This window comes from Actinoplanes sp. NBRC 103695 (assembly GCF_030269485.1).
In the GTDB taxonomy this organism is placed as follows: Bacteria; Actinomycetota; Actinomycetes; order Mycobacteriales; family Micromonosporaceae; genus Actinoplanes.
Genome location: NZ_BSTL01000006.1, coordinates 166168 through 178630, shown reverse-complemented (window position 1 = coordinate 178630; position 12463 = coordinate 166168). Strand labels below are relative to the sequence as shown.

The 12463-nt window shown below is 71.7% G+C and carries 16 protein-coding genes; 12 read left to right on the top strand and 4 right to left on the bottom strand.

Going from position 1 to position 12463, the window contains the following annotated elements:
* The first annotated feature begins 74 nt into the window (after positions 1 to 74).
* A complete protein-coding gene (locus QSK31_RS11910; RefSeq protein WP_285683565.1) occupies positions 75 to 443 on the top strand; it encodes a DUF2255 family protein in 369 nt (122 codons plus the stop codon).
* 17 nt (positions 444 to 460) lie between these two features.
* On the opposite strand, the gene QSK31_RS11905 is transcribed toward QSK31_RS11910, so the two are convergent.
* Both QSK31_RS11905 and QSK31_RS11900 read right to left on the bottom strand, forming a co-directional pair.
* The gene (locus tag QSK31_RS11905) at positions 461 to 1312 is read right to left on the bottom strand and encodes a 5,10-methylenetetrahydrofolate reductase (protein ID WP_285683905.1); all 852 of its coding nucleotides are present in this window, start codon (positions 1310 to 1312) and stop codon (positions 461 to 463) included.
* A gap of 15 nt (positions 1313 to 1327) precedes the next feature.
* A complete protein-coding gene (locus QSK31_RS11900; RefSeq protein ID WP_285683564.1) occupies positions 1328 to 1963 on the bottom strand; it encodes an FMN-dependent NADH-azoreductase in 636 nt (211 codons plus the stop codon).
* 91 nt (positions 1964 to 2054) lie between these two features.
* On the opposite strand from QSK31_RS11900, the gene QSK31_RS11895 reads away from it, so the two are divergent.
* From QSK31_RS11895 to QSK31_RS11855, 9 genes are all read left to right on the top strand, one after another.
* Positions 2055 to 2564: a MarR family winged helix-turn-helix transcriptional regulator gene (locus QSK31_RS11895; RefSeq protein WP_285683563.1), complete on the top strand. Its 510-nt coding sequence runs from the start codon at positions 2055 to 2057 to the stop codon at positions 2562 to 2564.
* Between the two features lie 7 nt (positions 2565 to 2571).
* On the top strand, positions 2572 to 2949 hold the full coding sequence (locus QSK31_RS11890; protein ID WP_285683562.1) for a VOC family protein: 378 nt from the start codon (positions 2572 to 2574) through the stop codon (positions 2947 to 2949).
* 102 nt (positions 2950 to 3051) lie between these two features.
* Positions 3052 to 4902 (top strand): elongation factor G, encoded by a 1851-nt coding sequence (locus tag QSK31_RS11885; protein WP_285683561.1) that lies wholly within the window; start codon positions 3052 to 3054, stop codon positions 4900 to 4902.
* 32 nt (positions 4903 to 4934) lie between these two features.
* Entirely contained in the window at positions 4935 to 5585 is a 651-nt protein-coding gene (locus QSK31_RS11880; RefSeq protein WP_285683560.1) for a Clp protease N-terminal domain-containing protein, read from the top strand.
* A 69-nt stretch (positions 5586 to 5654) separates the two neighbouring features.
* Positions 5655 to 6566, top strand: a complete 912-nt coding sequence (locus QSK31_RS11875; RefSeq protein ID WP_285683559.1) for an ABC transporter ATP-binding protein — start codon at positions 5655 to 5657, stop codon at positions 6564 to 6566.
* A complete protein-coding gene (locus QSK31_RS11870) occupies positions 6563 to 7339 on the top strand; it encodes an ABC transporter permease (protein ID WP_285683558.1) in 777 nt (258 codons plus the stop codon). The genes QSK31_RS11875 and QSK31_RS11870 overlap by 4 nt, the downstream gene beginning before the upstream one ends.
* Positions 7340 to 7377: 38 nt before the next feature.
* Positions 7378 to 8490, top strand: coding sequence for a sensor histidine kinase (locus tag QSK31_RS11865; protein WP_285683557.1), 1113 nt, complete (start codon positions 7378 to 7380; stop codon positions 8488 to 8490).
* Positions 8487 to 9098 carry a response regulator transcription factor gene (locus tag QSK31_RS11860; protein ID WP_285683556.1) on the top strand — a complete coding sequence of 204 codons (612 nt, stop codon included), beginning with the start codon at positions 8487 to 8489 and terminating at the stop codon, positions 9096 to 9098. Before QSK31_RS11865 ends, QSK31_RS11860 begins: the two co-directional genes overlap by 4 nt.
* A gap of 129 nt (positions 9099 to 9227) precedes the next feature.
* Positions 9228 to 10076: a sigma-70 family RNA polymerase sigma factor gene (locus QSK31_RS11855; protein WP_285683555.1), complete on the top strand. Its 849-nt coding sequence runs from the start codon at positions 9228 to 9230 to the stop codon at positions 10074 to 10076.
* A 30-nt stretch (positions 10077 to 10106) separates the two neighbouring features.
* On the opposite strand, the gene QSK31_RS11850 is transcribed toward QSK31_RS11855, so the two are convergent.
* The gene (locus tag QSK31_RS11850) at positions 10107 to 10586 is read right to left on the bottom strand and encodes a heme-degrading domain-containing protein (RefSeq protein ID WP_285683554.1); all 480 of its coding nucleotides are present in this window, start codon (positions 10584 to 10586) and stop codon (positions 10107 to 10109) included.
* A 57-nt stretch (positions 10587 to 10643) separates the two neighbouring features.
* Here QSK31_RS11850 and QSK31_RS11845 point away from each other — a divergent pair, with 57 nt between their 5' ends.
* Positions 10644 to 11426, top strand: coding sequence for an endonuclease/exonuclease/phosphatase family protein (locus QSK31_RS11845; protein WP_285683553.1), 783 nt, complete (start codon positions 10644 to 10646; stop codon positions 11424 to 11426).
* A gap of 6 nt (positions 11427 to 11432) precedes the next feature.
* Here the strand turns inward: QSK31_RS11845 and QSK31_RS11840 are convergent, their stop codons facing one another.
* On the bottom strand, positions 11433 to 11933 hold the full coding sequence (locus QSK31_RS11840) for a GNAT family N-acetyltransferase (RefSeq protein WP_285683552.1): 501 nt from the start codon (positions 11931 to 11933) through the stop codon (positions 11433 to 11435).
* 78 nt (positions 11934 to 12011) lie between these two features.
* Here QSK31_RS11840 and QSK31_RS11835 point away from each other — a divergent pair, with 78 nt between their 5' ends.
* Positions 12012 to 12458 (top strand): MarR family winged helix-turn-helix transcriptional regulator, encoded by a 447-nt coding sequence (locus tag QSK31_RS11835; protein ID WP_285683551.1) that lies wholly within the window; start codon positions 12012 to 12014, stop codon positions 12456 to 12458.
* The last annotated feature ends 5 nt before the right edge of the window (positions 12459 to 12463 follow it).

The window sequence follows — 12463 nt, the reverse complement described above, 5'->3', positions numbered from 1 at the left end:
CTGTGGTTCGGACACCCCAGGGACGAAGCCGCGGTCCCGGTTCTCTACACGCCCGCACAGACTATTTTCGACCAATGGGCGAGATCGTGTGGCCGGCGGAGCAGTTGCGGGCTCTCGACGAGGCGGACGAGCTGGAGATCGCCGGGCGGCGGTGGACGCCGATCTGGGTGGTCCGCGTCGAGGACCAGGTGTTCGTCCGGACCTGGCATCGCCGCGACACCGGCTGGTTCGGTCACGTCCTGCGCGAGGGACGGGCGACAGTCCGCGTCCCCGGGGTGGAGGCCGCCGTCACGGTCGAGGACGTCGGCGTGGGCCCGGCCGGGCTGCGAGACAGCGTCGACGCCGCGTACCGCGCCAAGTACGGCCGGTACGGCGAGGGGACGGTCGCTCGGATGGTCTCGGACACGGCGGCGGGCACCACGCTGCGCCTGAGCCTCAGCTGAGCCGTGCTCACCCAGCCTCAGCTGAGGCCGCGCTCGCGCAGTGCCCGGGCGAGCCGGATGGAGGCGTCGATCTCGGTCTTGCGGATGGAGACGCTCTCGACGTTGAAGCCGAAGGCCATGTTCCGGGACCGGCAGAACGCGGCCAGCTCGTGGGCGTTGGCCAGGCATTGGGCGTACGACTCGGCGAGCGGGTCGGCGCAGGTGCGCAGGGTGTGCTCGACCGAGGGCGGGACCTGCACGCCGAGCCAGTCCAGGAACTCCAGCGTCTTCAGCGACCCGCACACCGACAGCGTGAAGATCACCGGCCGTGGGGCGTCCGTGGCGGCGTGGTAGTCGGTCATCAGCTGGGTGGTGGCGGCGACGTCGTAGACGATCTGGGAGATGAAGAACGAGGCGCCGCGCTGCTGCTTGGCGAGCATGCGGGTGTGCTCGCCCAGCCGTTCGGTGATCATGACCGCGCCGAGCGGCAGGTCGGGGCGTACCCGTTCGCGCAGCTCCTGAGCCTCGCCGAGGGTGGTGTGGACCGGTTTGGCCGAGGAGGACGAGCCGACGAAGACGCTGCTGACCCGGGCGGTGTCGATCTGCCGCAGCCAGTCGGTGAGCTCGGCCTGCCGGTACTTGCCGACGCAGCGGTAGATGATCACCGGCCGGTCCCAGCCGGCGAGGTGGTCGCGGTGGAACGCGGCCGGGTCCATGGTCGGCAGGTACGGGAACGGGCGTTGCGACGGGTTGCGGTCGCTCTCGTCGTCGATGTCGTAGAGGACCAGCGCGTCCAGGTCGAGGCCGGCGAGGCGGGCGGTGAGCACGTCGCCGATGCGGGTGGCCTCGGCCGGCGTCACCGCGCCGCGAGGTGGGGTGACGCCGACCATGAGCACGACGAGAGCTTAGTGGCGCCTGGCGAGGTGGCGACCGGCGGTCTCGGCGGCCTCGTGGGCGACCTTCTTGAGGTGCTCGGCGACGTCGATGAACGGTTCCATGGCCGGGGCGACGCCGGCCAGGGTGAGTTCCCGTTCGATCAGGGTGAGGTCGGCGCCCCACACGTCGGCGACGACCCGGCGCAGGTAGGCGGTGTTGTGGTCCCAGCCCTCACGCGGGGTGCCGGGGCCGTAGCCGCCGCCGCGGGTGGTGAGCACGATGGCCGGTTTGCCGTCGAGCAGCCGCTCGCCGTTGACGCCGCCGGCGAAGGCGAGGTCGATCCAGGTCTTGACGTGCTGGGACACGCCCCAGTTGTAGAGCGGCAGGGCGAGGATGGCGGCGTCGGCGGACCGCAGCTCGTCGGCGAGCTCCACGGCCAGGGCCAGGGCGGAGCGCTGGTGGTCGGAGCGTTCCGCCTCGGGGGTGTACGCGGCGCCGATGGCGGTGGCCCACGCGTCGGAGGGCAGCGGCTCGGCGGCGAGGTGGCGGCGGACGAAGGTGGTGTCGGGCCTGGTGGCCAGGAACTCGGCCTCGGCCAGGTCGGCGAGCTCGCTGCTGGCCGAGCGCGGGCCCTGGATGCTGGCGTCGATACGCAGTACGGACATGTGTGTCGTCTCCCGAGGGGGGCTTGAATGTTCAACTCGATGATGCGCCTATCTGCCTTGAATGTTCAAGTCCCCAGGTAGGATGATCGGTGTGAGTAGTTCCACGCGCCCGGTCGAGTGGCTGACCGACGAAGAGCAACACACCTGGGTCATGCTGGTCGGCGTCCTGATGAACCTGCCCCCGGCGATCGACGCCCAGCTCAAACGCGACACCGGCCTCAACTTCTTCGAGTACTCAATCCTGGTGTCGCTGTCGCGGCCGATGAACCACACGGTGCAGATGAGCCTGCTGGCCCAGTCCGCCGGCGGTTCGCTGTCGCGGCTGTCGCACGCGGTCAGCCGGATGGAGAAGCAGGGCTGGGTGCGCCGCAAGGTCAACGACAGCGAGGTGCGCTGCGTCGAGGCGGTGCTCACCGACGCCGGCATGGAGATGTTGCGCACCGCGGCGCCGGGCCACGTGACCGAGATCCGCCGGCTGATCTTCGACGCGCTCACCCCCGAGCAGGTCGGCCAGTTGCTGGAGATCAGCCGCGCGGTGCTGACCCGGGCGAACCCCGAGAGCGCCGATACGATGGAGCGAATCATCGCCGAGCAGCTCTAATGGACGCATGACCGCTGTAGTTCGACACATCACCTTCGACGTCGCCCCGCCCTACGAGCCGGTCGAACTGGCCCGTTTCTGGAGCGAGGTGATGGGCGCCCCACTGGACCCGGAGACCGAGCCGGGCGACGACGAGGCCCTGGTGCGGAGCACGCCGGGGCTGCTGTTCATCCGTGTGCCCGAGGCCAAGACCCTGAAGAACCGCGTCCACCTCGACGTGCAGCCGGGCACCACCCGCGACGACGAGGTCGATCGGCTGGTCGCCCTGGGCGCGAAGCTGTTCGAGGACCACCGCAGGCCCGACGGCACCGGCTGGGTGACGCTGACCGACCCGGCCGGCAACGAGTTCTGCGTGGAACGCAGCGCCGCCGAACGCGGGGAGTAATTCGGTTGCCCGGCCGTTCGCGGCCGGGCAACATCACCGGCATGCGTACAGCTTTCCTGTCTGACCCGGAAACCCACTCCGTCAACGACAGGGACCGTTCGCTTGCCTTCGCTCAACCTCGGCATCCTGGCGCACGTCGACGCCGGTAAGACCAGCCTCACCGAGCGGCTGCTGCACGCCGCCGGTGTCATCGACGAGATCGGCAGCGTCGACGCGGGCAGCACCCGCACCGACTCGCTGGAGCTCGAACGCCGCCGCGGCATCACCATCAAGTCCGCCGTGGTGTCGTTCCCGCTGGCCGGCACGCACGTCAACCTGATCGACACGCCCGGCCACCCGGACTTCATCGCCGAGGTGGAACGGGTGCTCGGCGTCCTCGACGGGGTCGTGCTGGTGGTGTCGGCCGTCGAGGGCGTGCAGGCGCAGACCCGGGTCCTGGCCCGGACCCTGCACCGCCTGCGCCTGCCGTACCTGATCTTCGTGAACAAGGTCGACCGCCGCGGCGCCCGGGATCACGATCTGCTGCGGGAGATCGCCGATCGGCTCACTTCCGCCGCGGTGCCGGTCACGGCCGTTCACGACATGGGTACGCCGGGAGCGACGGTGTCCGCCGCACGGCCTCCGCTGGACGTGCTCGCCGACCGCGACGACGCCCTGCTGGCGGCGTTCGTGAACGACACGGACGCCGATCCGTGGCCGGCCCTGACGCGGCAGACCCGCGACGGCGCCGCGCATCCGGTCTTCTTCGGCTCGGCGATCACCGGCGCCGGCGTCGACCTGCTCGTGGACGGCATCACCACCCTGCTGCCCCGCTCGACCGGCGACGCGTCCGGCCCGCAGTCGGGGACGGTGTTCAAGGTCGAGCGCGGCCCGGCGGGGGAGAAGCTCGCCTACGTCCGGATGTTCTCCGGCGCCCTGCACCTGCGCGAACGCGTCGGCGAGGACCGGGTGACCGGGGTGTCGGTGTTCGGCGCCGGCGCGGTGCCCGGCGGTGAACGTGTCGTGTCCGCGGGGGAGATCGCGGTGGTGCGCGGGCTGACCCGGATCCGGATCGGCGACGCGATCGGCCGTCCCGCCGGAGAGAAAGAACGTTCGTTCTCCCCACCTTCGCTGTCCGCCGTCGTGGAGCCGGTCGACGACCGGGACCGGATGGCGCTGCACGCGGCCCTGGTGCAGCTCGCCGAGCAGGATCCGCTGATCGGGCTTCGCGCCGACGACACCGTCTCGCTGTACGGCGAGGTGCAGAAGGAGGTCGTCGAAGCGACCCTGGCCGAGGAGTACGGCCTGGCGGTCAGGTTCCGGGACACGTCGACGATCTGCATCGAGCGGCCGGTCGGCAGCGGCGCCGCGTACCGGATGATCGCCGTTGATCCGAATCCGTTCCTGGCCACCGTCGGTCTGCGGGTGGAGCCGCTGCCGCCGGGCTCGGGCGTGACGTTCGCGCTGGAGGTGGAGCTGGGGTCGATGCCGTTCGCGTTCTTCCGGGCGGTCGAGGAGGCGATCCCGGCGGCGCTGGAGCGGGGGCCGCACGGCTGGGCGGTGACCGACGTGGCGATCTTCATGACGCATGCGGGGTACTGGGCGCGGCAGAGTCACTCCCACGGCACGTTCGACAAGAGCATGTCGAGCACGGCCGGTGACTTCCGCGCCCTGACGCCGGTGGTGCTGGCGGAGGCGCTGCGGCGGGCCGGCACCCGGGTGTGCGAGCCGGTGGACACGGTGCGGCTGGAGGTTCCGGCGGACACGCTGCCCGCGGTGCTGCCGGTGGTGGGCCAGGTGCGCGGGGTGCCGCTGGCGACGTCGTTCGCGGGAGCGGGCGCGGTGTGCGTGGTGGAGGCGCTGGTCCCGGCGGCGCGGGTGCACGATCTGCGCAGGCTGGTGCCCGGGGTGACCCGTGGGGAGGGTGTGGTGGAGGCGACGTTCGACCACTGGACACCGTCAACTTCAGGTTGACGACCGCCTATCGTCAACCTATGGTTGACGGCATGACCAATCCACCGGTACGGCTCGACGACCTGATCACGGCCGTCAGCAAGAACCACGAATCGCCCCTGGAGCGGCTGTCCGGCGCCGTCATCCTGGGCGACCACCTCGGCGACCTGGCCGACCATCTGATCGGGCACTTCGTCGACCAGGCCCGCCGCTCCGGCGCGTCCTGGACCGAGATCGGCGCCAGCATGGGCGTCTCCAAGCAGGCCGCGCAGAAACGGTTCGTCGCCAAGGACGTCGACCCGGCGCAGGCGTTCAGCCGCTACTCCGACGCCGCCCGCCGCGCGGTGGTCGGCTCGCAGGAGGAGGCCAGGACGGGCGGGCACGCCGAAATCGTGCCCGCCCACCTGATCCTCGCGCTGCTGGCCGACCCGGCCTCGCAGGGCGGCGAACTGCTCACAGCGGCCGGCGTCACCCGGGAACAGATCACACTGCCGGCCTCGGTGCCCGACCTGCCCGCGCTGATCCCGTTCGACGCGCACGCCAAGAAGGCCCTGGAGCTGTCCTTCCGGGAGGCGCTGCGGCTCGGCCAGGAGGGGGTCGGCTCCGGGCACCTGCTGCTCGCCCTGCTGGCCGAGGAGTCCGACGACGGCCCCCTGCACCGGCTGGGGGTCGAGGGGCCGGCGACCGTCGACGAGAACAACTGACATTTGTCATGGCTGGACCGTGACGCGCGGCAGCCGCCCGGCCGCGTGTCACGGTCCAGAGTGAAACGCATGACCATTACGGCAACACCGGTTTCCCGGGCCGTCGACATGGACGGCGTCGTCAAACGATTCGGGGCGGTCACCGCGGTCGACGGGGTGAGCCTGACGATCCGCCCCGGCGAGGTGGTCGCGCTGCTCGGCCCGAACGGGGCCGGCAAGACCACCACCATCGACATGCTGCTCGGGCTGTCCCGGCCGGACGGCGGGCGGGTCAGCATCTACGGCCGGGCGCCGCAGGAGGCGGTCGCGCTCGGTCTCGTCTCGGCCGTCATGCAGACCGGCGGCCTGCTCAAGGACTACACCGTCGAGGAGACCGTACGCCTGACCGCGGTGCTCTTCGGCCGGGGCCGCGCCCAGGTGGACGCCGCGCTGGAGCGTGCCGGGCTGACCGAGATCCGCAAGCGGCTGGTCGGCAAGTGTTCCGGCGGCCAGCAGCAGCGGCTGCGGTTCGCGATGGCGCTGCTGCCCGACCCGGAACTGCTCATCCTGGACGAGCCGACCACCGGCATGGACGTCTCCGGCCGGCACGACTTCTGGTCGGCGATCCGCCAGGACGCCCGCGGCGGCCGCACCGTCATCTTCGCCACCCACTACCTCGACGAGGCCGACGCGTACGCCGACCGGATCGTCTTCGTGCGCCGCGGCCGGGTGGTCGCCGACGGCACCGCCGCCGAGGTCAAGGCCCTCGCCGCCGGGCGTACGGTCCGGGCGACCCTGCCCGGCGCCACCGTCGAGGAGCTCCTGGCGCTGCCGGGCGCGGAGAACGCGGAGGTGCGCGGCGACCAGATCTACGTGCACGCCCGCGACACCGACCCGGTGGCCCGCCACCTGCTGACCCGTACCGCCGCCCGGGATCTGGAGATCACCTCCCGCAACCTGGAAGAGGCGTTCCTCACCCTGACCGCCGAGGAGCAGTCATGACCGCTGTCGCCGAACGAAAACTGCCCGCTCTGGGTGGGTTCTCCCCGCAACTGCTGGCGCTCGAGCTGCGCCGGATGGTCCGCAACCGCCGCACCGTCATCTTCACGCTGATCCTGCCGGCGGTGTTCTTCCTGCTCTTCGGCACCGGCGGCGACCTGAAGACACAACGCGCCGGCGAGGGCAACGTCACCGGCTACATCCTGGTCAGCATGGCCGTCTACGGCGCGATGCTGGCCGCCACCAGCGGCGGCGCGATGGTGTCACTGGAACGCGCGGCCGGCTGGTCCCGGCAGCTGCGGCTGACCCCGCTCAGGCCGATGGCGTACATCGCGACGAAGCTGACCCTGGCGATGGTCGTCGGCGCGATCTCGGTGCTGGTCGCGATGACGGTCGGCGCGTTCGCCGGCGCCGAGCTGCCCGCCCACGCCTGGATCGAGTGCGGGCTGCTGGCGTGGGTGTGCTCGCTGGTGTTCGGGGCGTTCGGGTTGTTCATGGGCTACCTGCTGCCCAGTGAGAACGTCATGCAGATCCTCGGACCGGCGCTGGCCGTGCTCTCCTTCGCGGGCGGGCTGTTCGCGCCGGTCGACACGTTCGGCCACACCTTCGCCACGATCGCCAAGTTCACCCCGGTGTACGGCGTCGGCGAGATCGCCCGCTACCCGCTCGTGCACGACGGCAACCTGTGGATCGCCGCGCTCAACGTGCTCGCCTGGACCGCGGTGTTCGCCGGCGGCGCCGTCTGGCGGTTCCGCCGCGACACCGCGCGGGTCTGAGCGGCGGAGCGGGTCTGAGCGGCGATAGGTTCAGCGTCATGAAGCCTTGGCGGCACGGGTGGATCTTCGCGGCCGCGTGGCTGTTCTACCTGGACGAGAACCTCACCGCCCTGTGGCACCACCCGGGCGGCTGGGCTCGCACTGTCGGCCTGGCCGCCCTCACCGGGTTCGCGGGCGCCTACCTGGGCGGCGTGGCTCTGCTGCGCCGCATCCGGCTCAGCGGCCGCGACGCCACCGGCCGGGTCTCGGTCGGTGGCCGCGACATCACCGGCACGGCCTGGCTGGTGCTGCTGGCCCAGCTGGCGCTGTTCGCCTTGCAGGTGCCCGCCGCCGGGTTCCACGCGCTGCCCTGCGTCACGTACATCGCGGCCACCGCGGCGATGGCCCTGCCGATCTCCCAGGGCGGCCCGTTCGTGGTGGCCGTGGTGATCGGCACCGAACTGCTGTCCCGGTTGATGCCCGGCTGGGAGGACAACGGCTACGGGCTGGCGGCTCTGCTCGGCGGCCTGGCCTCGTACGGGATCCGGCTGGCGGCCGAACGGCAACGCCGGCTGGCCGACACCCAGCAGGAGCTGGCCGACCTGGCGGTGCAGACCGAACGCAACCGCATCGCCCGCGACCTGCACGACATCCTCGGCCACTCGCTGACCGTGGTCACCGTCAAGGCGGAGCTGGCCCAGCGGCTGCTCGACGTGGACGTGGAGAAGGCACGCTCCGAGCTGCGCGACCTGGAGGTCCTGGCCCGCGACGCGCTCGCCGACGTCCGCTCCACCGCCCTGGGCGTACGCGGCATCTCGCTGCCCGGCGAGATCGCGGCCGCCCGGGAGGCCCTCACCGCGGCGAACGTCGACGCCGACCTGCCCGGCGCCGCCGACGAGGTACCCACGCCGCTGCGGGAACTGTTCGCCTGGACGATCCGCGAGGCGGTCACCAACATCGTCCGCCACGCTCACGCCGCCCGCGCCGAGGTGCGGCTCGGCCCCGCCAGCGTGGAGATCCTCGACGACGGCGCCGGGCTTTCGGGGAACATCGACGGCGGCCAGGGCCTCGAAGGGCTGCGACGGCGGGCGGAACAGCACGGCGGGACCCTCACGGTGGGTGCCCGCACGGACAAACCCGGTTTCCGGGTACGCGTGGAGGTGCCCTCATGATCCGGTTGCTGCTGGCTGACGATCAGGCCCTGGTCCGGGGCGCGATGGCGGCCCTGCTCGACATGGAGCCGGATCTCGAGGTGGTCGCCGAGGTGGGCCGCGGCGACGAGGTGGTCGACGCGGCCCGCGCCCACTGCGCCGACGTCGCCCTGCTGGATGTGGAGATGCCCGGCCTGGACGGGGTGGCCGCCGCCCGGGCCCTGCGCACGGCGCTTCCCGGCTGCCGGGTGCTGATGGTGACCACGTTCGGCCGGGCCGGCTACCTGAGGCAGGCGATGGCCGCCGGCGCCAGCGGGTTCATCGTCAAGGACACCCCCGCCCGGCAGCTCGCCGACGCGGTACGCCGGGTGCACGAGGGGCTGCGGGTGGTCGACCCGGGCCTGGCCGCCCAGTCGCTCGCCCAGGGCGACTCGCCGCTGACCGAACGGGAGACCGACGTGCTGCGCTCGGCCCGGGACGGCGGCACGGTCGCCGACATCGCCCGCGACCTGACACTGTCCGAGGGCACGGTGCGCAATCACCTGTCCTCGGCCATCGGCAAGACCGGCGCCCGTACCCGCGCCGAAGCCGTCCGCCTGGCCGTCGACAACGGCTGGTTGCTCCGCTGAAGAACTTTCCCCCTCATGATTCGGTTGCAACCAACCGGCAACTGTGAGTGACCGCTAGCTGCACCCTCCGCAACGAAATGTTCCCTCCGTCAGCCGGACAGCGGCGACGACCACGAGGGGGAACCAGCAATGACCGCAGCCAAGACCGTCACCCGCGCCCAGGAGAACCTGATCCGCGACAACATGGCGCTGGTCGGGCACATGGTCCGCGAGATGCTCTTCAAGGTGCCCGCCCACGTACACCGCGACGACCTCGCCTCGGCCGGCTACGCCGCGCTGGTCACCGCCGCCCAGGGCTTCGACCAGACCCGCGGCATCCCGTTCGGCCGGTTCGCCGCCCTGCGCGTCCGCGGCGCCCTGCTCGACGAGCTGCGCTCGATGGACTGGGCCACCCGCTCGGTCCGCGCCCGCGCCCGCCGCGCCGACACCGCCCGCCAGGAGCTCACCGCCGAACTCGGCCGCACCCCGACCCTGTCCGAGCTGGCCGAGTTGCTCGGCGTCGGCGTCAGCGAGGTGGCCGGCATCGACGACGACGTGCAGCGCGCCGCCGTGCTCTCGCTGCAGGGCTTCACCCTCGGCGCCGCCGAGGACATGGTCACCGAGAGCTCCCTGAACCCCGAGGAGATGCTGCTGCACCGCGAGCGCATGGGCTACCTGCACGACGCCGTCACCGTGCTGCCCGAGCGGCTGCGCTTCGTCGTCGAGGCGTCGTTCCTGCAGGAGCGGCCCCTGTCCGAGGTCGCCGCCGAGCTCGGCGTCACCGAGTCACGCGTCTCGCAGCTGCGTACCGAAGCCCTCGCCCTGCTCAAGGACGGCCTGTCCGCCCACATGGAGCAGCAGGGTGCCACCACCGGCAAGGACGGCGTCGTCGCCCGCCGCCGAGCCGCCTACGCCGCCCAGATCGCCGGCCGCAGCACCATGTCCAGCCGCCTCGCCGCCACCGACGCCTACGGCGTACAGATCACCCGCGCCGCGTAACACCGGATTGCGGCCGCGACGACGACCGCCTCACCGGCCGCGGGCCAGCCACGCCTCCACCGCCTCGATCACCAGCGCGTGGTCGTCGGCCTGGGGGAGACCCGACACCGTCACCACACCCACCACACCCACGTCCGGAACCCGCACCGGGAACGCGCCGCCGTGCGCGGCGTACTCGGCCGGATCCACACCCATCCCGGCGTCCAGTTCCTGACCCTTCGCGGCCAGCCGCCGCCCCACCAGGAACGACGACGCCCCGTACCGCTCCACCACCCGCACCTTGCGGGCGATCCACTCGTCGTTGTCCGCCACACTGCCCGCCAGCGCCGCATGGAACATCTGCTGCCGGCCACGCCGGATGTCGATCGCCACCGGCAACCCGCGCCCGGTCGCCAGCTCCACCAGCAGACACCCCAGCGACCACGCGTCCGCATGATCGAAACGGCCGAAGGTCAGCCGCCGCTCCTGCTCCTCGAGCTGGGCGATCAGCCGCGCCACATCGTCGCTCATGGTGGCATTCATACCACCCGTGATCATCGAGGTTCCCGACGCCAGTAGGGTCGATCCGTGCGTCTGGCCACCTTCAACCTGCTGAACGGACGATCCCTCACCGACGGTGAGGTGCACTCCGAACGGGTCTCCGCCGCCGTCGCCGACCTCGACGCCGACGTGATCGGCCTGCAAGAGGTCGACCGCGCCCAGCCCCGCAGCGGCCTGCTCGACCTCACCGCCATCGCCGCTGAGGCCCTCGGCGCCCCCAACCACCGCTTCGCCGCCGCCGTCGCCGGCACCCCGGGCGAGACCTGGCGGCCGTGGAGCAGCGCCGCCGACAACGAACACCCTCTCTACGGGATCGCCCTGGTCAGCCGCTGGCCGGTACGCCAATGGCAGATCACCCAGCTGCCCGCCGCACCCGTGCGCTCACCCGTCTGGATCCCCGGCAAGGGCGTCCTGCTCCTCAAGGACGAGCCCCGCGTCCTGCTCGCCGCGGTCATCGACAGCCCCGCCGGCCCGGTCACCGTCGGCAACACCCACCTGTCGTTCGTGCCCGGATGGAACGTGCGCCAGCTGCGCCACGCCGTCCGCGCCCTGCGCCGGCTGCCCGCACCCCGCCTGCTGATCGGCGACCTGAACATGCCCGGCGGGCCGGTGCGCGCGTTCAGCGGCTGGCGGACGCTCGCCCAGCTGCCCACGTACCCCAGCACCACGCCGAAGGCGCAACTCGACCACATCCTGCTCGACCCGCGCGGCGGCAAGGCGCTCGGCGAGGTCGTCGAGGTGCGCAACCCGCAGGCCGGCATCTCCGACCACCGGCCCCTGCTCGTGCACGTCCGCCAGCCCGGGCTGTAGCCAGGCCTAAACCTCCCGGCGGAAGACGTGCTCCAGGCCGTCCTCGGGATCCCACTGCTCGCCGATCTTGCGGAACCCGAACTTCGCGATCGTCGCCAGTGAGCCCGCGTTGTCCGGGCGGATGCTGGCCCGCACCGCACGCACCCGCTCGTCCGCGACCACCCGCGCCAGCAGCGCCGTGACCATCGCCTTGGCGTAACCGCGCCGCCGCAGACCCGGATCCACCGAGTACGCGATCTCCACGGTCCCGTTCTCGTCCGGCGGCCCGTGGAACCCGCCGTGACCCACCACCTGCCCGGTCGCCACGTCCAGCGCCGGCCGGGCCACCCATTCCGCCGCCTCGGGGTTGCGGGCGATGTCGTCGCGTCGTATCCGCCACAGCCAGGCCTCGTCGGCCAGGAACTGGGTGAGCGGCGTGCCCGCGGCGGCGCCGGCCGCGGGCAGGTCACCGTTGATCAGAGCGGTCATCGCGGCGGGGGAGAGCTGTACAAAACGGATTTCCGGCACCGAGGCATGATCACACTTCCGCCCCGCTCCCGCACGACCTGGTTGCACACAATTGAATTGCGCGCTACGGTTCTGGCCATGGCCGAAACCACCGGACTCGAACGGATGCTCTGCTTCGAGCTCTACACCGCCTCGCGGGCCATCACCGGCGCCTACCGCCCCGCCCTCGACGAACTCGGCCTCACCTACCCCCAATTCGTCGCCCTCACCGTCATCTGGCAACGCGGCAGCATCACCGTCCGCGACCTCGGCCACGCCCTGCACCTCGACAGCGGCACCCTCTCGCCACTGCTCAAACGCCTCGAAACCGCCGGCCTCGTCCGCCGCACCCGAGGCACCCACGACGAACGCACCGTCGTCATCGAGGCCACCGACGCCGGCAACGCCCTGCGCACCCGCGCCGCCGAACTGCCCGAACGCCTCGCCTGCGCCCTCGGTGAACTCGGCATCACCCACACCGAGGCCATCCAGCTGCACCACCTGCTGAGCCGCATCAGCACCTCCGCACGCACCATCACCATCTAGCAAAG